The 17319-nt window shown below is 61.8% G+C and carries 19 protein-coding genes and 1 tRNA gene; 13 read left to right on the top strand and 7 right to left on the bottom strand.

Annotated features, from left to right (window positions below):
- Nucleotides 1–539: 539 nt before the first annotated feature.
- The 4 genes from ACFODV_RS15170 to ACFODV_RS15155 form a co-directional block, all read right to left on the bottom strand.
- Complete coding sequence (locus ACFODV_RS15170) at nt 540–1409, bottom strand: hypothetical protein (protein WP_379760908.1); 870 nt, start codon at nt 1407–1409, stop codon at nt 540–542.
- 78 nt (nt 1410–1487) lie between these two features.
- On the bottom strand, nt 1488–2678 hold the full coding sequence (metK, locus tag ACFODV_RS15165) for a methionine adenosyltransferase (protein WP_379760906.1): 1191 nt from the start codon (nt 2676–2678) through the stop codon (nt 1488–1490).
- Nucleotides 2675–3424, bottom strand: a complete 750-nt coding sequence (locus tag ACFODV_RS15160; protein ID WP_379760904.1) for a hypothetical protein — start codon at nt 3422–3424, stop codon at nt 2675–2677. The genes metK and ACFODV_RS15160 overlap by 4 nt, the downstream gene beginning before the upstream one ends.
- 34 nt (nt 3425–3458) lie before the next feature.
- Nucleotides 3459–4142, bottom strand: coding sequence for a hypothetical protein (locus ACFODV_RS15155; RefSeq protein ID WP_379760902.1), 684 nt, complete (start codon nt 4140–4142; stop codon nt 3459–3461).
- Nucleotides 4143–4515: 373 nt separating this feature from the next.
- Between ACFODV_RS15155 and ACFODV_RS15150 the strand changes: the two genes are divergently transcribed.
- Nucleotides 4516–5046, top strand: a complete 531-nt coding sequence (locus ACFODV_RS15150; protein WP_379760900.1) for a terminase small subunit — start codon at nt 4516–4518, stop codon at nt 5044–5046.
- A gap of 410 nt (nt 5047–5456) precedes the next feature.
- Here ACFODV_RS15150 and ACFODV_RS15145 read toward each other — a convergent pair.
- Nucleotides 5457–5533: transfer RNA gene (locus tag ACFODV_RS15145), tRNA-Pro, on the bottom strand.
- A gap of 211 nt (nt 5534–5744) precedes the next feature.
- On the opposite strand from ACFODV_RS15145, the gene ACFODV_RS15140 reads away from it, so the two are divergent.
- The 3 genes from ACFODV_RS15140 (at nt 5745) to ACFODV_RS15130 (ending at nt 8525) form a co-directional block, all read left to right on the top strand.
- Complete coding sequence (locus tag ACFODV_RS15140; RefSeq protein WP_379760898.1) at nt 5745–7373, top strand: BCCT family transporter; 1629 nt, start codon at nt 5745–5747, stop codon at nt 7371–7373.
- 64 nt (nt 7374–7437) lie between these two features.
- The gene (locus ACFODV_RS15135; protein WP_379760896.1) at nt 7438–7794 is read left to right on the top strand and encodes a CidA/LrgA family protein; all 357 of its coding nucleotides are present in this window, start codon (nt 7438–7440) and stop codon (nt 7792–7794) included.
- Nucleotides 7791–8525, top strand: coding sequence for an LrgB family protein (locus tag ACFODV_RS15130; protein WP_379760894.1), 735 nt, complete (start codon nt 7791–7793; stop codon nt 8523–8525). Before ACFODV_RS15135 ends, ACFODV_RS15130 begins: the two co-directional genes overlap by 4 nt.
- A gap of 92 nt (nt 8526–8617) precedes the next feature.
- Here the strand turns inward: ACFODV_RS15130 and ACFODV_RS15125 are convergent, their stop codons facing one another.
- Nucleotides 8618–8971 (bottom strand): hypothetical protein, encoded by a 354-nt coding sequence (locus ACFODV_RS15125; RefSeq protein WP_379760892.1) that lies wholly within the window; start codon nt 8969–8971, stop codon nt 8618–8620.
- A 162-nt stretch (nt 8972–9133) separates the two neighbouring features.
- Here ACFODV_RS15125 and ACFODV_RS15120 point away from each other — a divergent pair, with 162 nt between their 5' ends.
- The 5 genes from ACFODV_RS15120 to ACFODV_RS15100 all read left to right on the top strand — a co-directional run bounded on the left by ACFODV_RS15120 (nt 9134) and on the right by ACFODV_RS15100 (nt 13731).
- A complete protein-coding gene (locus ACFODV_RS15120) occupies nt 9134–9307 on the top strand; it encodes a DUF2970 domain-containing protein (protein ID WP_379760890.1) in 174 nt (57 codons plus the stop codon).
- Between the two features lie 135 nt (nt 9308–9442).
- A complete protein-coding gene (gene coxB / locus ACFODV_RS15115; RefSeq protein WP_379760888.1) occupies nt 9443–10564 on the top strand; it encodes a cytochrome c oxidase subunit II in 1122 nt (373 codons plus the stop codon).
- Between the two features lie 44 nt (nt 10565–10608).
- Nucleotides 10609–12243 (top strand): cytochrome c oxidase subunit I, encoded by a 1635-nt coding sequence (gene ctaD, locus ACFODV_RS15110; protein WP_379760886.1) that lies wholly within the window; start codon nt 10609–10611, stop codon nt 12241–12243.
- Nucleotides 12244–12277: 34 nt separating this feature from the next.
- Nucleotides 12278–12877: a cytochrome c oxidase assembly protein gene (locus ACFODV_RS15105; protein ID WP_379760884.1), complete on the top strand. Its 600-nt coding sequence runs from the start codon at nt 12278–12280 to the stop codon at nt 12875–12877.
- A complete protein-coding gene (locus ACFODV_RS15100) occupies nt 12874–13731 on the top strand; it encodes a cytochrome c oxidase subunit 3 (RefSeq protein WP_379760882.1) in 858 nt (285 codons plus the stop codon). The genes ACFODV_RS15105 and ACFODV_RS15100 overlap by 4 nt, the downstream gene beginning before the upstream one ends.
- Before the next feature lie 6 nt (nt 13732–13737).
- Here the strand turns inward: ACFODV_RS15100 and ACFODV_RS15095 are convergent, their stop codons facing one another.
- The gene (locus ACFODV_RS15095; protein WP_379760880.1) at nt 13738–13932 is read right to left on the bottom strand and encodes a DUF2909 family protein; all 195 of its coding nucleotides are present in this window, start codon (nt 13930–13932) and stop codon (nt 13738–13740) included.
- Between ACFODV_RS15095 and ACFODV_RS15090 the strand changes: the two genes are divergently transcribed.
- From ACFODV_RS15090 to cyoE, 4 genes are read left to right on the top strand one after another with little or no spacing between them, the layout of a single operon-like run.
- Nucleotides 13931–14680: an SURF1 family protein gene (locus tag ACFODV_RS15090; RefSeq protein WP_379760878.1), complete on the top strand. Its 750-nt coding sequence runs from the start codon at nt 13931–13933 to the stop codon at nt 14678–14680. The two genes, ACFODV_RS15095 and ACFODV_RS15090, sit on opposite strands and share 2 nt — an antisense overlap.
- Nucleotides 14680–15228: a hypothetical protein gene (locus tag ACFODV_RS15085; protein WP_379760876.1), complete on the top strand. Its 549-nt coding sequence runs from the start codon at nt 14680–14682 to the stop codon at nt 15226–15228. The genes ACFODV_RS15090 and ACFODV_RS15085 overlap by 1 nt, the downstream gene beginning before the upstream one ends.
- A 20-nt stretch (nt 15229–15248) precedes the next feature.
- Nucleotides 15249–16313, top strand: coding sequence for a COX15/CtaA family protein (locus ACFODV_RS15080; RefSeq protein WP_379760922.1), 1065 nt, complete (start codon nt 15249–15251; stop codon nt 16311–16313).
- Between the two features lie 7 nt (nt 16314–16320).
- Nucleotides 16321–17244 carry a heme o synthase gene (gene cyoE / locus ACFODV_RS15075; protein ID WP_379760920.1) on the top strand — a complete coding sequence of 308 codons (924 nt, stop codon included), beginning with the start codon at nt 16321–16323 and terminating at the stop codon, nt 17242–17244.
- The last annotated feature ends 75 nt before the right edge of the window (nt 17245–17319 follow it).

Genomic DNA, 17319 nt, shown 5'->3' with positions numbered 1-17319 from the left:
CACGCGGCCGCGCAAGACATTGGACTGGCGCACGCCGCTGGAAGTTTACGCCGAGGTGCTCAAGAAATCGGTTAGTGGCCCGAGCACCCTTCAATAGTGTTGCGCTTGGAACTTGAGACCGCCCTGCTTGATCTGCTGTTCTTTCTGAATGTAGGTGTTGAGAATTGACACGGTGCATCTCTCGTTGGTTGGTATTCGAAGTGATTATGATGACAATGCGCCAGTGATTCAATAAGTGGACTGATATGTTTCAATCAGTCTCGATGATTTCAATTTTCATGAGTAACCCTATTGCTGGGTGCTCGAGCCAATGATCGATTTCGTGACTACCTCGACTCAAACGTTATCCGCTCCGCCGGAACTCCTGGATCACCGTCAGGCCTACCAACTGAGCTGGTGCATTTTTATATCGTCGCGCCCTCTTGCCAAGCAGCTATTCATTCTTGGGACGCCAGCGGGTTAGGCGCAATCGTCCAGCTTCCTTGGCATCACCCTCGGTTTCCGCTGCGTTGGTGTTGTTGTTTGTCATCATGAGGCTCCTATTTCAGTGCGCGATCCTGAAACCGGCTCTGCCGCAATGCCTGGCGAAGTGGCCTGGCGATGGCATACCAGTTCTTGATGGCGTCATCCTGAGTTCTGCCGGCGACTCTGAGGCGAATCACGGCAGGATCAAGGGCAGGGACGCCGTAGCCAATCCGCCGCTCGACATGCTGGTAGAGGCAGCACAAGCGTTGGGCGTCCTCTCCCGCCTTGGCCTGGGGCGGGTTCTGTCCGCGGCGTAGCAGCGGCCAGTCGACCTCGTAGGGCTCCATTGGCACCACGTTCTCGGTAAGCAGCGTGTAAATCAGCAGGATCCCGTCATGGCGGCCCTCTGCCAGGGTGGCCATGATGCTAACCGCGTCGGGTCGTTCGAACTCGAGAAACAGCTCCCGATAAACGCAATGACCCTCTGACAGCCTGAAACGATTATGAAACCTGGACGGGAGCGGATGCCAGCGCTCGGGGGCGCCGGGCAGGAGCGTCTCCACGGTGGGTATCGAGAAGTCGAGCGACTCCAGGGTCGCCTGGATATCGTCAGCCGTGACCCAGAGCTGTTTCCGGCCCTTGCGGAACAGTTCGATCAGGCCATCGGTGATGGCCTGCAGGTTCTTCTCGGGGGGATTCGTCAGCCAGGCGACCAGGTGCTCGGGCCGTGGCCGTCCGATGGCATCATCGGTAGGCACGGCCCACAGCACCCAGAACCCGTGATCGGCGGACCAGCCGAGGAAAAAGTGGTACCTCATGCAGAGGTCGCGGATTTCTGGATTCAACCCCAGCGACAGGCTCGGCAGGACGTTCTGCAGGTCATCGGCCAGCCGCATGATCTCATCACGATCGTCGCCTTTTCTGATGATGTCGGCGTTCAGCATCGAAGGCTCCTTGGGCGAGTTTGTCCCGTCACTGAGTGTGGCGTGCCTGTCATCAGTCGCGGCGATGCTACCGCTCGGCTATCGCATCGGCGTGCCCGCTGCGTCCTGCAGCTGACGGATCCGCGGGGTTTTCTCCCATGGAAAGCTCATGTCCTCGCGTCCGAAGTGGCCGAAGGCGGCGGTATCGTAGTAATTCTGTATTTGCAGGTAGAGTTCGTTCAGGATGCCGGCCACCGAAAGATCGAAGGTCTTGCGCACGGCCTGTTCCAGTGTCTCGTCGGGCACCTTGCCGGTGCCGTGGGTGTCCACCAACAGCGAGACAGGGTCGGGGTGGCCGATGGCATAGGCCAGTTGCACCGTGGCGCGGCGGGCCAGCCCCGCCGCCACCACATGCTTGGCGACCCAGCGCGCGGCATAGGCGCCGGAGCGGTCGACCTTGGTGGCGTCCTTGCCGGAGAAGGCGCCGCCGCCGTGGGGACAGCGCCCGCCGTAGGTATCGACGATGATCTTGCGGCCAGTCAGACCGGCGTCGCCCAGTGGTCCGCCGATCTCGAAGCGGCCGGCTGGGTTGACCAGGTAGCGGATCTCATCGCTGCGCAGTGACTGGGGCACCACCGGCTCGATCAACTCGCGAATCACCGCCTGCACCACGGTGACGTTAGACACGGCCTCATCGTGCTGCGTCGAGAGAACGACGGTCTCGACTGCCACCGGCTCCTCATCCTGATAGCGCACCGTGACCTGAGCCTTGGCATCCGGCCGCAGCCAGGGCAGGGTACCCCTGTCGCGCAACTCGCGGTGGCGATTCATCAGACGATGAGCCAGTTGGATCGGCAGCGGCATCAACGCTGGGGTCTCGTCGCTGGCATAACCGAACATCAGGCCCTGATCGCCAGCCCCAAGCTCATGCTCGCCGCGTAGCACGCCGCCGGCAATCTGGGAGGACTGGTGGTGTAGACGTACCTGCACCTCGCAACTGCCGGGGTCGATGCCCGGGAAGTCATCACGGTAGCCGGTCTCGCTCAGCAACTCGCGCACGATGCCCTCCACGTCATCAAGTACCTTGCGGTGCAGCTCTGGCGAGGAGAGGCCGAGCTCTCCGGCGACCACCACCAGCTCTCGGGTCAGCAAGGTCTCGCAGGCCACTCGAGCCGATGAGTCGAGTGCGAGGCAATGGTCCAGCACGGCATCCGAGATGCGGTCGGCCAGCTTGTCCGGATGGCCGTCGGAGACGGATTCCGAGGTGAACAGGTAATCACGATGCTTCATGCCGTGCCCTCCCTGATGAAGCGGATCGACCATCCCTGTCTGGTAGCGATCTCATTGACTTCTTCAAGCGGCCGTCGCAGTTCGGCAGCAAAGTAGCTGCTACCCGGAAACTCCCCTTCGACGATCACGATTCCGAGTCGACGAAGCAGGTCGACATCCTCCCCGAGGAAGTACTGATAGGCAGCGCCCTGTGCGCTTGCCGATTCATAGAGCACATCACCCTCGAAGATCCAGTTCGGCTCGCTATCCAGCGCTTCATCCAGCTCGACATTCAGGGCTTCTCGCTCAGCCGGTGTACAGTTTCTCGCCCAGTCCATCCATTCCTCTTCAGCCTTGGCGTCGAGGTCGGTCTCATCGTCTTCTTCGTCCTCATCGTCTTCCTCGTCCTCCCAGTCACGCTGGATTGCCTTCATCTCCCGCTGCTCTTCTTCCCAGTCGCGCTGCTCCTCGAGCTTGCGCAGATAGTGCGACTTTGTCACTTCGGCCAGCGCGGGATTGTCCTCGATCTCGTCAATATCGAGAGTCTCGGCCTTGCCAAGGCCATAGGCGTCACGACGAGTGCGGGGTTCCTCAAAGTTGGCGGAGTACACAGTGCCGTGGTCGTCCACGACGAACAGACCCCAGATGTCCTGGAATTCCTCGAAGAGGACATCGATCTCAGCGTCGGAGGCGATGGCAAGGTCGATCGGCATCCTTGAGATGGCACCCACGGCCAGCAAGGACTTCAGAAATGTGCGGCGATCCATAGTCATCCTCCTTATTTTATCGGGCGGTAATTGATCACAAGGCGATGACCGATCCACAGCGCTGTCCATGCAGGGCTTCCAGCTCAGCGGTCCCGCCCTTCACTCGACAGTAGCCACAGCCGAACTCATTGGCGCTGCTGCTGACCATCAGCCGGTGGGATTTCCCGGGGCAGTCGGCGTACCAGGCGGACGGCGATTTACCGGCAGGCTCGGGGCGAAGGCCCAGTCTGCGAGCCATGACAATGATCGGCGCCTGGGACTGCGCCTCGGCCTCTTGACGGTTGCGCTCGATCTCGGCCTCGAGCTCACCCACGATGCGCTGATGGGCAGCCTTCGTGATCAATGGCCCTTCGCGGTAGCCGTCAGGCCACACGTGACCATGTCGGACGGCGGTGAGGGCCCGGAACAACACCTCGGCGCTCTCCGCGGGCGTGCCCTGGTTCGCCGACCAGGCGACCCGTCCCTGGTTATAAGCGCTGGCCAGCTGCTCCTCGCGAGACTTGCCAGGCGCCTTGTGGGTCAGACCGGCAGCCCATAGCTCGTCGCGACCCTCGTGGCGGCGGAAGAACAGCGCCTCAGGAATGACGTCCACTATTCCAAGCGAGATGTCATGCAGGCAGGCGGCTTCGGCATCCTCGGGCACCGGCGCGCGGTTCTCGAACTGCTTGAGCCAGACATCCAGCACGAGGCTGGCAGGATAGAAATCGATGGTAGGCATGTGAACTCCTTCTCCCCCTGGATCGGTCGGCAAGCGCCGACTCGGGGGAAAGGGAGTCACGGCGCCGCTTTAGCTGCACTTGTATCCCGCCCGCAAGTTGGTGCTTAAATCGGCGGTGGCCCGAAGGCCGGACAACAAAAAACCCGCTTTGCATGAGCTAAAGCGGGCCTCTGGGGTCGCTTTAGCTGTATTTGTAGAGCGCCCGCAAGCTGGTGTTCAAATCGGCGCTTAGTTCAAAGTTAAGGGTGTGTCGGTAGGTTGTCAATGAGGACAATGCCAAGGATCCGTTACCCATTGATCTCATTATTGAATTCGACTTCTTCGGCCGTAATTGCGCTATAATATAGGTTCAGCCATCCGAGAGGATCGCCTTATGCCCAATGTATCACTCCCACCTAAGCAGTCCCGTTTTGTCGAGGAGTACCTCCTTGACCTGAATGCCACCCAGGCCGCTATCCGTGCCGGCTACAGTACCAAGACCGCGTATCGCACTGGGGCTGACCTCCTCAAGAAACCTCAGGTCCTCCAGCTTTTAGATCAGCACAAGACGGAGCGTAGTCGCCGCGTACAGATGGATGCCGACCATGTTCTCCAACGACTGGGCGAGATCGACGAAATGGATGTTGTCGATATCCTCGACGACGATGGCCGTGTGCTGCCCATCAAACAGTGGCCCAAGGTCTGGCGGCAAACCATCTCGGGGATCGAGGTGACTGAGATGGCAGACGGGTCCGGAGAAGGCCGGCAGGCCGTTGGCTTGCTGAAAAAAATCCGGTGGCCCGACAAGCAGAAAAATCTGGAAATGGTCGGACGTCACGTTTACGTCCAGGCGTGGAAAGAAAGGCACGAGCTGTCCGGCGGCGTCACGCTCACTCACGAGGAAGCGCTGGAGCTATTGAGCTGAGGCCCTTGCCAGGATGTGCGATCGCCGACCTAAGTTCGTCTGCCGTAGCAACCCTGATCTTATCTCGGGATTGGCCTCGATGCCTTACAGAAGAGAGGGGTTCAGCTTAGTGCCAAGAGCACTGGGCTTGTCCTCGAGTTGCCGTCTTCTGTTCGCCCCCACCCGCGAGAAAGGGGTTCTGTCAGTAGTGTCAGTGACCCACCAGTGCGTTTGGGGATTCCACTTCTGCAGGTCTACCTGCGGTAGTGGGCCGCAAGCGCTAATTGGAACGCCTTCTGGAAAGGGAGAGCGGGTAGCCTGACGTTGCTGCCTGTTCTCGACGCATGGAACCTATTTGGAACCTAGAATCGAACGCAACAAAAAACCGCCACCCGGCATGATCCGTAAGTGGCGGTTTTTATTGATGTTTCTGGTCGGAGCGACAGGATTCGAACCTGCGACCTTTGCAACCCCATTGCAACGCGCTACCAAGCTGCGCCACGCTCCGACACTTTCTTCGAGCTCCTGACGGCTTGGTCAGTCCCCCTAAGACGAGGCGTATACTAGCGTGTTATCTGGCAAATGGAAAGCCCCTTTTGCACTTCGGTTTCAAGCGCTTGGCGTTCGGCTCGCTGGGGTGTGTGCAGGCAATGTTCTATCATGAGCGGCCCGGTGGGCGGCGCGGGTCGCTCACGCTAGGACATCGGTTTGGAGCGAACATGTACGGACAGGCGCATCGCGGGCTGCTCAAGGGAATGAACCCACGCGTTACCCTGGTAACCATCGTGGTGGTGGCGGTGGCATTGATTTACGGGGCCTTTTTCACGGAGCGTCTAGCCACGGGGCTTGCCACCGCCCGAGGGGTTCTCAACCCCTTCCTCGAGTGGTACTACGTGCTGCTGGTGGCCTTCCTGCTGCTGTTCATGGTGTGGCTGGGCACCGGACGCTACAAGAACGTTCGCCTGGGCGGTGACTTTGAGCAGCCAGAGTTCACCTTTTTTTCCTGGGTCTCGATGCTGTTTGCGGCGGGTACCGGAGTGGGCATCCTGTTCTGGGCTGTGGCTCAGCCGATCCTGCAGTTTCAGGGCAACCCCTTTATCGACGAGGGGTTGACGCCGGATGCTGCCAGCGTGGCCATGCGGCTGACGTTCTTTCACTGGGGGCTCAACGGCTGGGCCATCTTCTCCTTCGTGGCGCTGGTACTGGCCTATTTCAGCTATCGCTGGAAGCTACCGTTGACCATACGCTCGGCGCTCCAGCCGATTTATGGCAAGCGGGTAGAAGGGGGGCTTGGTGATGCGGTGGACGTGCTGGCGGTGTTCGGCACGGTATTTGGCATTGCGACCACCTTGGGGCTCGGCGTGCAGCAGATGAACGCCGGCCTCGGGGCACTGTTCGGTCTGGAAAATTCGGTATGGCTGCAGCTGACCGTCACTGCAGTGATCATGTCGGTGGCCACCGTCTCGGTGGTGTCCGGTGTCAAGCGCGGGGTGCGCCTGCTATCCGAGGCGAACTTCTGGCTGAGCATCGCGGTGGTGCTGTGCTTGCTGCTGTTTGGGCCGACCCAGTACCTGATCGCCATCACCATCGAGTCCACCGGCGACTATATCCAGAATCTGATGAGCATGACCTTCCACACCAATGCGACACGGGACGACAACTGGCAGTCGGAGTGGACGGTGTTTTTCTGGGGCTGGTGGCTCGCCTGGTCGCCCTTCGTGGGAATGTTCATCGCCAGGGTCTCCCGCGGTCGCACCTTCCGCGAGTTCGTGATGGGCGTGCTGCTGGTGCCGACGGTGATCACCGTGGTGTGGATAGGGGTGTTTGGCGGCACGGCGCTCTACCATGAGCTTTTCGGGATGGGCGGTATCGTGGAAGCCGTGGATCGGGACGTGGCCACGGCGCTATTCGCTACCGTCGAGGCGATGGGGTTGGGGATGGCAGGGCAGGTTCTGTCCCTGGCGCTGCTGGTGCTGATTGCCACCTATCTGATCACTTCGGCCAATGCGGGCACCCTGGTGATCAATACCATCCTGTCGGGGGGCGATCCCGAGCCGCCGACCTTCCACCGCATCCTCTGGGGAGCGGTGCTGGGTCTGTTGACCGCGGTGCTGCTGATAGCCGGCGGCCTGGAGACTCTGCAAGCGGCGGTGATCATGGCGGCACTGCCGTTCTCGGTGGTGATCATGCTGATGATTGCCGGGCTGCTGAAGGCGCTGCACCGTGAGCGCTATGCGGCGCGGACCGGTGATAGGGCCGAGTCGCCTCGGGAGCCCTGGGCCGATCTGAGCGATGCCGGTGTCCAGCCGGTGCCGGTATCTGATGATGAGTTCCATAAGCCCCACTGAACTACCATCACATGACAACGGGGGCGGCGGAGGTGCTACCTCACTGGATAGGAGATAGGGTGCAATGCCATTGATCATGGGGATGAGCGTGCTGCTGATCTGCCAGTTCCTGGGTGAACTGGTAGCCCGCGGATTGACGCTGCCGGTACCGGGTCCGGTATTCGGCATGGTGATTCTGCTGGTCGGGCTAATGGTGCGTGGCAAGGTGCCAGACAGCCTGCGCATGACCGGCGAAGGCCTGCTGCGCTACCTGACGCTGTTGTTCGTGCCGGCGGGGGTCGGCCTGATGGTTCACTTTCGGCTGATCGGTCAGGATCTGTGGCCCATCCTGATCACCTTGGTGCTCTCTACGGCGGTGACGCTGGGCGTGACCGCTTGGGTATTGGATCGGATGAATCGTCGGCGGGGGAGTCGCCCATGAACCTGGCCGAGTTTGACCAGCTATGGGTCTATCTGTCCGGCAGTCCGCTGCTCTCGCTGCTGGCGACTCTAATGGTGTTCACTCTGGCGGTTCGCATCAACAGTGCATTGGGCGGCACACCGCTGGTCCATCCGGTGACGCTCTCCATTGTGATCTTGATCGGGCTGCTGATGCTGGTCGACATGGACTATGCCACCTACTTCGAAGGCGCACAGTTCATCCACTTCCTGCTGGGTCCGGCCACGGTGGCGTTGGCCATCCCGCTTTACGATCACCGCGAGCGCGTGCGTCGCCTGCTGGTGCCGTTGCTGATCGCCTGCATGACGGGGATCGTCACCGCCGTGGCGTCCACCCTTGGGCTGGCCATGGCGATGGGAGCGCGGCCTGAGACCGTGCTCTCGCTGGCGCCGCGCTCGGTGACCTCGCCGATTGCCATGGGTATTGCCGAGCAGATCGGTGGGATCCCCTCGCTGGCTGCGGGCCTGGTGCTGCTGACGGGCTCCATTGGCTGCGCGCTGTCGCCTTGGGTCTTCCGGCTGATCAGGGTGACGGACCCGGCCGTACAGGGCTTTACACTGGGCCTCGCCGCCCACGGGTTTGGCACCGCCCAGGCCTTTGCTCGCATCGGTGCGGTTGCCGGTGCCTTTTCGGGGTTGGCCATGGGTCTTACCGGCCTGCTCACGGCGTTCCTGTTGCCACTGTTGACTCGGCTGTTTGGCCTTGGGGGGTAGGCAAGCAGGATGGAGGATTTCGCAGGAGCGGCTGTCGGCATGAAAGAAGCGGCGCCTTGTGGCGCCGCTTCTGGTGATGGGGGGCGGCCTTGTCAGATCTCTTCCCAAAGCCGCTTGCGGAAATCAAGGCTGAGCTCGGCAGCCTGTTCCATCCGCTTTTGTTGGGCATCGGTCATCTGCTGGACGAGTTTTTGGTAGCAGTCATGTAGCTCTTGGGGCGTGGTGGGCTCCTTTTTATTCAAGCAGTCCGTCATATGTTGGCCGCTCTCGGCGACTGTCTTCAGGAACTGCGCTTCGAATTTCATTGCCTCTGCCAGGCTCTCCATCCAGGCCGCCTGCATCTGCGCCATGGGATTGGCGCCCTTCATCCACTGCTGCTGCCACCACGTCAACATGGGGCTGGCATTCATCATGGCCGGATCCATGCCGAAGGGATTGTTCTTCATGTTCGCCTCCTGAACGGGCCCCTCTGGGGCGCGCTACGGGGAATAGGAAATCCACATCTAGAGTATAGTTGAGGTGGCCTGGGTCGTGCCTCAGGAGTCATTCTTTCATGATTCCAGACACGCTTAGCCCGGCCATTGGGACAAGCAGACAAGGAGTTGGCCATGTGGAGTGTGATCAAGTCGGTGCTGGCGGCATTCTTCGGTGTGCAGAAGGAGCAGCGTCGCCGCGAAGACTTCGAAGAGGGCAAGCCGTTGGCCTTCATCGTCGTGGGCATGGTGATGGGGCTGCTGTTCGTAGTCGGGGTGGCGGCACTGGCTATCGCCGTCGCGCGCTGAGGCCGGTCGCGTTGAATCTGGCGTTGGTACGCACGGCGACTGAGGCAGTTTGTCACGGCAGGTTCCTCTATACTGCTTCACAGACACAGCTAATGTTGCGTTAATCGCGATCACAACAATAAAGAGGAGGCGCCGATGCGCACGTTGTTCGTGTGGATGGCCGGCTGTCTGATCGGGCTCGCATCAGTGCCCGCAACGCTTGCCAGCGGTTGGAACATGCCGGTAGGGGTGACCGATCTCAGTCGCGAAATTCATTCCCTGCACATGATCATCTTCTGGATTTGCGTGATCATCGGCGTGATCGTATTCGGGGTGATGTTCTATTCCCTGTTCAAGTTTCGCCGCTCCCGCGGCGCCAAGGCGGCTAATTTCCACGAGAACACCACGGTCGAGGTGCTCTGGACAGCCATACCCCTGCTGATCCTGGTCGGGATGGCGGTACCGGCTACCGCGACCCTCAAGAAGATGTACGACGCTTCCGAGGCAGAGCTTGACGTGATGGTCATCGGCCAGCAGTGGCGTTGGCGCTACGAGTATCTGGGCGAAGATGTGGCGTTCAACTCCAGCATGAGCACGCCTCGCGCCCAGATCAGCGGTGACGAGCAGCGCGGAGAACACTATCTGCTAGAGGTAGATAACCCCCTGGTGCTGCCGATCAATCGCAAGGTGCGTTTTCTGATGACCTCCGATGATGTCATTCACTCTTGGTGGATGCCGGACTTCGCCGTCAAGCAGGACACTATTCCGGGTTTCGTCAACGAGAACTGGGTGCGCATCGAGGAGCCGGGTATCTACCGAGGTCAGTGCGCCGAACTGTGTGGTATGGATCACGGTTTCATGCCCATCGTCGTGCATGCCGTGGAGGAAGAGGAGTTCGACGTCTGGCTCACCGAGCGTAGAGAGGAAGCCGAGCAGGAAGCCATGGGCGTCGATCGCGAGTGGGCGCTGGATGAGCTGATGGAGCGGGGGGAGACGGTCTACGCCAGCATCTGTTCATCCTGTCACCAGGCCGAAGGCCAGGGCGCTCCGCCGGCTTTCCCCGCCTTGGCGGGCAACCAGCAGTTGATCGACGATCAGGAATGGCACCTGGATATCATCCTCAACGGCGTGTCGGGTGCGGCGATGCCTGCCTTCCGCAGCACCCTCAACCCGGTCGAGATCGCTGCCGTTGTCACCTGGACGCGAAACGCCTGGGGCAACGATACCGGGGACGCCGTCCAGCCCTCCGCGGTAGTTGAGACGTTGGCGAACCAATAACAGTACAACAACAACGGCACAATGAGAGATCAGGGAGATTCACGATGGCGCCCAAGCTGCCTCCGCATCACCCCGTCGAGCAGAGCACCTCGGCCACCGCAGGCGGTCAGGCATCCGCCCATCATGCGCCGCCGCGTGGCATCCTGCGCTGGCTGCTGACCACCAATCACAAGGAAATCGGCAGCCTATATCTGATTTTCTCGTTGATCATGTTCTTTGTCGGCGGGATCTTCGCCATGGTGGTGCGCGCCGAGCTGTTCCAGCCGGGGCTGCAACTGGTCAATCCTGAATTCTTCAATCAGATGACCACCATGCACGGCCTGATCATGGTCTTTGCGGCGGTCATGCCGGCCTTCACTGGTCTAGCCAACTGGATGATTCCGCTACAGATCGGTGCGCCGGACATGGCACTACCGCGGCTCAACAACTTCAGCTTCTGGCTGCTTCCCGTGGCTTTCCTGCTGTTGCTGTCCACCTTGCTGATGCCAGGTGGCGGTCCCAACTTCGGCTGGACCTTCTACGCGCCGCTCTCCACTACCTATGCACCGCCGTCCACCACCTTCTTCATTCTTTCGCTGCATATTGCCGGTATCAGTTCGATACTGGGCGCTATCAATATTGTTGCTACCATCATCAACATGCGCGCCCCGGGCATGCGTCTGATGGACATGCCGCTGTTCGTTTGGACCTGGCTGATTACCGCCTTCCTGCTGATCGCCGTCATGCCGGTGCTGGCAGGGGTGATTACCATGATGTTGATGGATATCAACTTCGGGACCCACTTCTTCAATGCGGCCGGTGGCGGTGATCCGGTGCTGTTCCAGCACCTGTTCTGGTTCTTCGGGCACCCCGAGGTGTACATCATGATCCTGCCGGCTTTCGGTATCGTCTCGGCGATCATCCCGACCTTTGCCCGCAAGCCACTTTTCGGCTATGCCTCCATGGTGTACGCCACCGCGTCCATCGCCATCCTCTCCTTCATGGTGTGGGCGCACCACATGTTCGTGGTGGGGCTGCCATTGGCCGCCGAGCTGTTCTTCATGTACACCACCATGATCATTGCGGTGCCTACCGGGGTGAAGGTGTTTAACTGGATTACCACCCTGTTCCGCGGTTCCATCACCTTCGAGCCGCCGATGCTGTTCGCTTTGGCCTTCGTGGTGCTGTTCACCATCGGCGGCTTTTCCGGACTGATGCTGGCCATTGCCCCGGCGGATTTCCAGTACCACGACACCTACTTCGTGGTGGCGCACTTCCACTACGTGCTGGTGCCGGGGGCGGTATTCGCGATCATGGCCGGGGTCTACTACTGGCTGCCCAAGTGGACCGGTCACTACCCCAACGTCAAGCTGGCCCAGTGGCACTTCTGGCTGTCGGTGGTCGGCGTCAACCTGACCTTCTTCCCCATGCACTTCGCGGGTCTGGCCGGAATGCCCAGACGCATTCCTGACTACGCCCTGCAGTTTGCCGATTTCAACCTGGTGTCGAGCTTGGGGGCCTTCATGTTCGGGGCCTCTCAGCTGGTCTTCGTGGCGGTCGTGATTATCTGCGTGCGCGGCGGTGAGAAGGCACCTGCCAAGGCTTGGGAAGGGGCCGAGGATCTCGAGTGGACCGTACCAAGCCCGGCCCCGCTGCATACCTTCGAGACACCGCCAACTTTTCAGCGCCAAGAGCACTGAGCGGAATGCGGCCCAGCGCCATAGGAGGTGATGCATGAATGAGTCCGAACGCCGCTCGGCCCAGGCGATTCCCGGCGTACGCCGCACGGTGGTTCGCTTGGTCGCCACTCTGGTGGGCATGTTCGCCTTCGCCTTTGCCCTGGTGCCGCTCTACGACGTGTTCTGCGAGGTCACTGGCATCAACGGCAAGACCAACAGCACGGCCCAGGCGCTCATCCATGAGGAAGTCGACGAGTCACGCTACGTGACGGTGCAGTTCATCACCCGTAACGGGTCAGGTCTGCCCTGGAACCTAGAGGTGGAGACCCGTCAGGTTCGGGTGCATCCAGGACAGAGCACAGAGGTAGGCTTCGCCTTCCAGAACGCCAGCAGCGAAGGCACCTGGGGGCGGGCGGTGCCTAGCGTGTCGCCCTCCAATGCCGCACCACACCTGCGGAAGATGACCTGCTTCTGCTTTGAGGAGCAGCATTTGAAGGCCGGCGAGCGCCTGGAGCTCCCCCTGGTGTTTCAACTGACCCGGGATCTGCCGCCCGATATCAATACCGTAACTCTGGTTTACACCCTGTATCCGGTCACCCGAGACGAGGCGCCGCTTCAGGCTCGGGCGACTGACGGCAAAGGAGATAAGGCATGAGCGGTGGCAGCTATTACGTTCCGGCAACCAGCAAGTGGCCAATTCTCGGCTCGCTATCGCTGGGCCTGATGATGATCGGCACCGGCCAGGTGCTGGTTCACGACCGCGGTACCTCGCTCATGGCGCTCGGTCTTCTTGCCGTGCTGGCGGTGATGGGCCTGTGGTTTCGCGACGTGATCAAGGAGTCTCATCAGGGGCTCTATGATGCCCAGATGGACCGTTCCTTCCGCCAGGGCATGGGCTGGTTCATTTTCTCCGAGGTGATGTTCTTCGCCGCCTTCTTCGGGGCGCTCTTTTACATCCGTACTTTTGCCCTGCCATGGCTCGACGGCGAGGGAGCCAAGGGCGTGGCGGCGCTGCTGTGGCCTGAGTTTACCGCCAGTTGGCCCTTGCTGGAGCCGCCGGGTGACGTGGCCGGCCCCCGCGATACCTTCAGCCCCTGGCAGTTACCGCTGGTTAATACACTGATCCTGGTGGCGTCGAGCATCACCCTGACGGTGGCGCACGAAGGGCTCAAGGAAGGACATCGCGAAACCACTCGTAACTGGCTGTTTGCCACTCTGCTGCTGGCGGTTACGTTTATCGTCATCCAGGGCGTCGAGTACTACGAAGCCTACTCTCACTACGGCATCACCCTGGAGGCGGGCATCTACGGCGCGACCTTCTTCCTGCTGACGGGGTTCCATGGCGCCCACGTGATCATCGGCGCCACGATCCTGGCGGTGATGCTGGTGCGCATACTGCGCGGCCATTTCTCGAGCGATAGCCACTTTGGGTTCGAGGCCGCCTGCTGGTACTGGCACTTCGTGGACGTGGTGTGGATCGGTCTGTTCCTGTTCGTCTATGTCTTCTAGGACGGCTCAGCCGCCCAGGCCTCCTGCGTAGAAGCCGTAGAAGAGCAGGCACAACAGGGTGGCGGTAAGCGCAACGCGCACCTTGAGTGACACCAGCAGCCGGCGCGAGCCGGCGCCATCGCGAAGCAGGAAGCCGGCACCGGCGGCGAGGCTTGCCAGCATGGCCAGGAACACCAGCGCGATCAGGACCTTTAGCAGCATGGAACACTCCTTTGATAACTCTCCCGCTCAGCATGCCCGTCGTGGGCCATGGCGGCAACGGCTGTGGTGGGCGCTGTGGATGCCGCTGGTGCTGCTTGGTCTGGGGCTGGGCCTTTGGCAGTGGGAACGAGCCGACGAGAAGCGCGACTACCTGACGGCGCTGGAAGCGGCGCCGCACCTGGAGGCACCGCGGCAACTCCCCCCGGATGGCAGCCACCTGACCCTCAGCGGGCACTACCTGCCGGACGAAACCCTGTTTCTCGACAATCGTGTTCTCGATGGCCGTCATGGCGTGGCGCCACTGACCCCGCTGCGCACCGATGATGGTCGAGTATGGCTCGTGCAGCGTGGCTTCCTGGCCAGCGGTGCTGGCCGCGAGACACCTGAGGTGGCAACCCCCGAAGGCCCCGTGACGCTGGTGGGACGCTGGCAGGTGGCGGGCAAGGGGACACCGCTGTTCGGTCCCAACCGTGAGGGTCAGCGCCTTCAGCGGATACAGCTTGATGCCTGGGAGATGCGCTTTGCCCATGATGGCTGGCTGCATCTCGAACAGGGTCCAGGGCGCCTGGCACCCTGGTGGACGCCGAGCGTGATGCCGCCCAGCCGGCATCTGGGCTATGCGGTGCAGTGGTGGGGACTGGCATTGGCTGCGCTTGTGGTGATGGTGATTGGTGGCCGGCGGCTAGGGCGCGATCGGCGGTCGACCGGGGCAAAATCGTACCGTAGAGACAAGCAGGAGAGCTTTTGATGAGTCAGACCTCCCGAGCACGCGCTTCCCGCCTCAAGGTGCTGGCGTTGATTTCGCTTTTCGCGCTGCCGCTGCTGGTGGCTTGGGTCATGCTGACCTGGCAGATCGGTATTCCCGAGGAGCGCACCGCCCACGGTAACCTGGCGCCGGACATCCCGGCACTCGCGTCGTGGCCCATGGATAGCGAGCACGCGCCGGCGTTGGCCGGTGTCTGGGTGCTGGCCTTCGACTGCAGCACCCGCTGTGAGGCTCTTTCCGACCAGTGGTGGCGCCTGCATCGGGCCCTGGGTCGCGAGGCTCCCCGTGTCGGTCGCCTGCGCGTGGGAGGAGAGGCGGAGGCGCTGCCCGGCGAGAGAGTGGCACAGTGGGTCGGGCGACCGGCGTGGCACGCCTCAGACCATCTCTGGGTGCTGGACCCGAGAGGAGTCCCGGTACTCGCCTATTCGCCCGAGGTATCGCCGCGGGATGTGCTCGATGATGTGAATCGTCTGCTGCGCATGAATCCCGAGGTGTTGCGTCGGGAAGAACCCAGCCTGGCAGGACGGTAGAGGCGACAGGGATGACGGCAATGATCAACGAAGAGTTTCGAGGTCGCCTGCGGTGGCTCATGACCCTTAGCCTGGCAGGGGTAATGTTTACCGTGGCGGTGATTCTGGTGGGGGTGTTCACGCGGCTGGTGGATGCGGGTCTGGGCTGCCCGGATTGGCCGGGTTGCTACGGGCAACTGGTGGTGCCGGATGCGTCGCGTGCCATGGCCCATACGCCGGAGGCGCCGCTGGAGACTTTCCAGGCGTGGGTCGAGATGGTGCACCGCTACGTGGCGTCGGCCCTGGGGCTGCTCGTGATCGCCCTGGTCGTGCTTGGGTCGCGCTTGAGGCGTCAGGCGGACTACCCCTGGGGAGTGAGCCTCGCGCTGCTGGCGGTGATCCTGCTGCAGGGTGCCTTCGGGGCTTTCACCGTGACCCTCAAGCTGTGGCCTCAGGTGGTGACCCTTCATCTGCTTGGCGGTCTGTCGGTAATGCTGCTGTTCCTGTGGCTGCATCTGAGGCTGCGGCGTTTTGCCAGTGGCCGGCTGACGTTCGGCGGGGTGGCGCCTCCACGTCGCCCACTGACGGTGCTATGGGGGTTGGCCATGCTGTTGCTGGCGGCACAGATAGCTCTGGGGGGTTGGGTCTCCAGCAACTATGCCGGCATCGCCTGCCAGGGCTTTCCGACGTGCAACGGGCAGTGGTGGCCGGATCTCGATTGGAGCGAGGGGTTTCACCTGACCCAGAGCGTGGGGCCCAACTATTTACACGGCCAGTTGCATGCCGAGGCGCGCACGGCGATTCAGATGGGCCATCGTCTGGGGGCTCTGGCGCTGGGGCTGGCGCTGCTGGTCCTGGCCATGCGTCACTGGCATGAGGCCCGGCTGCGTCCCTGGCTGGGCGCCCTGACGGGCCTCTTTGTCGTGCAGGTGGGGCTTGGCATCGCCAATGTGCTGCTTTGGCTGCCGCTTTGGCTGGCCCTACTGCATACGGCGGGGGCGGTGGCGCTGGTCATCGCCCTGGCCATGGCGGTCTGGGCGTGGCGGGAATCTGAAGCGACGTCAGTATTACAACAATCGACCAAGAAGGAGTGGGTCCATGTCTGAGGCCATGATGACGCAAGTTCCGGCGGCGGCGTCTGTGCCGCTGGAGTCGGCCCGCTGGGGCTGGCGGGATCTACTGACGCTTTGCAAGCCGCGGGTGGTGGTAGTGATGCTGGTATGTGCCCTGGTGGGCATGGCACTGGCGCGTCCCATGCTGCCATCGCTTGCCATCGTGTTTTTCGGGCTGGCGGGTATCGGGCTAGCTGCCGGTGGAGCGGCGGCCTTCAACCATGTGGTCGACCGCCGCCTGGACGCCATGATGCTGCGCACGTCGCGCCGCCCGCTGGCGGCACGCCGCATGCCCAGCGCCGTGGCGCTGACCTGGGCCACGCTGCTCTCGGTGGCAGGTGTCGGTTTGTTGGCCTGGCAGGTCAATGCGCTCACCGCCTGGCTGACCTTGGGCTCGCTGATCGGCTACGCGCTGGTCTACACCGCCTTTCTGAAACACGCGACACCCCAGAATATTGTAATCGGCGGGGTCGCCGGGGCGGCGCCTCCGCTGCTGGGTTGGACGGCGGTCACCGGTCAGCTTGGCCCCGAGCCGCTGCTGTTGATGTTGATCATCTTCGCCTGGACGCCGCCGCATTTTTGGGCGCTGGCGTTGCACAAGCGTGAGGAGTACGCCCGGGCTGGGGTGCCGATGCTGCCGGTGACCCACGGCGAAGCCTTTACTCGGCTGCAGGTGTGGCTCTATGGCTGGTTAACCGTCGCAGTCACCCTGATGCCCTTCGCCATCGGCATGAGCGGGGCCGTCTATCTGGTGGGCATGATGGCGCTCAATGCGCGCTTCATGTTCTGGAACTGGAAGGTGTGGCGCGGAGAGGATGCCAGCGCGCCCCTGGCGGCCTTCTGGTTTTCGATTCGCTACATCCTCGGCGTCTTTGGCGTGTTGCTGCTGGACCACTATGCCATGGCCTGGTCGCTGTGGGGATAACCCCGCGTCATAGACTCTGACGCCCGGTCGATCAGACCGGGCGTCGCTGTTTCAAGAGTCGCCATGGTCTACCAG

The sequence above is a fragment of the Halomonas tibetensis genome, from assembly GCF_042643535.1.
Classification (GTDB): Bacteria; Pseudomonadota; Gammaproteobacteria; order Pseudomonadales; family Halomonadaceae; genus Halomonas; species Halomonas tibetensis.
The sequence above is the reverse complement of the archived record's forward strand: the minus strand, read 5'-3'. Positions and strand labels throughout refer to the sequence as shown.

Excerpts from the sequence above, each read along its gene's own strand:
- ACFODV_RS15080 (WP_379760922.1), top strand. The coding sequence starts at position 15,249 with ATGATCAACGAAGAGTTTCGAGGTCGCCTGCGGTGGCTCATGACCCTT.
- ACFODV_RS15150 (WP_379760900.1), top strand. The coding sequence starts at position 4,516 with ATGCCCAATGTATCACTCCCACCTAAGCAGTCCCGTTTTGTCGAGGAG.
- ACFODV_RS15090 (WP_379760878.1), top strand. The coding sequence starts at position 13,931 with ATGGAACACTCCTTTGATAACTCTCCCGCTCAGCATGCCCGTCGTGGG.
- ACFODV_RS15155 (WP_379760902.1), bottom strand. The coding sequence starts at position 4,142 with ATGCCTACCATCGATTTCTATCCTGCCAGCCTCGTGCTGGATGTCTGG.
- metK (WP_379760906.1), bottom strand. The coding sequence starts at position 2,678 with ATGAAGCATCGTGATTACCTGTTCACCTCGGAATCCGTCTCCGACGGC.
- ACFODV_RS15130 (WP_379760894.1), top strand. The coding sequence starts at position 7,791 with ATGAACCTGGCCGAGTTTGACCAGCTATGGGTCTATCTGTCCGGCAGT.
- ACFODV_RS15125 (WP_379760892.1), bottom strand. The coding sequence starts at position 8,971 with ATGAAGAACAATCCCTTCGGCATGGATCCGGCCATGATGAATGCCAGC.
- ACFODV_RS15140 (WP_379760898.1), top strand. The coding sequence starts at position 5,745 with ATGTACGGACAGGCGCATCGCGGGCTGCTCAAGGGAATGAACCCACGC.
- ACFODV_RS15135 (WP_379760896.1), top strand. The coding sequence starts at position 7,438 with ATGCCATTGATCATGGGGATGAGCGTGCTGCTGATCTGCCAGTTCCTG.
- ACFODV_RS15160 (WP_379760904.1), bottom strand. The coding sequence starts at position 3,424 with ATGGATCGCCGCACATTTCTGAAGTCCTTGCTGGCCGTGGGTGCCATC.
- ACFODV_RS15170 (WP_379760908.1), bottom strand. The coding sequence starts at position 1,409 with ATGCTGAACGCCGACATCATCAGAAAAGGCGACGATCGTGATGAGATC.
- ACFODV_RS15120 (WP_379760890.1), top strand. The coding sequence starts at position 9,134 with ATGTGGAGTGTGATCAAGTCGGTGCTGGCGGCATTCTTCGGTGTGCAG.
- cyoE (WP_379760920.1), top strand. The coding sequence starts at position 16,321 with ATGACGCAAGTTCCGGCGGCGGCGTCTGTGCCGCTGGAGTCGGCCCGC.
- ACFODV_RS15095 (WP_379760880.1), bottom strand. The coding sequence starts at position 13,932 with ATGCTGCTAAAGGTCCTGATCGCGCTGGTGTTCCTGGCCATGCTGGCA.
- coxB (WP_379760888.1), top strand. The coding sequence starts at position 9,443 with ATGCGCACGTTGTTCGTGTGGATGGCCGGCTGTCTGATCGGGCTCGCA.
- ACFODV_RS15085 (WP_379760876.1), top strand. The coding sequence starts at position 14,680 with ATGAGTCAGACCTCCCGAGCACGCGCTTCCCGCCTCAAGGTGCTGGCG.
- ACFODV_RS15105 (WP_379760884.1), top strand. The coding sequence starts at position 12,278 with ATGAATGAGTCCGAACGCCGCTCGGCCCAGGCGATTCCCGGCGTACGC.
- ACFODV_RS15100 (WP_379760882.1), top strand. The coding sequence starts at position 12,874 with ATGAGCGGTGGCAGCTATTACGTTCCGGCAACCAGCAAGTGGCCAATT.
- ctaD (WP_379760886.1), top strand. The coding sequence starts at position 10,609 with ATGGCGCCCAAGCTGCCTCCGCATCACCCCGTCGAGCAGAGCACCTCG.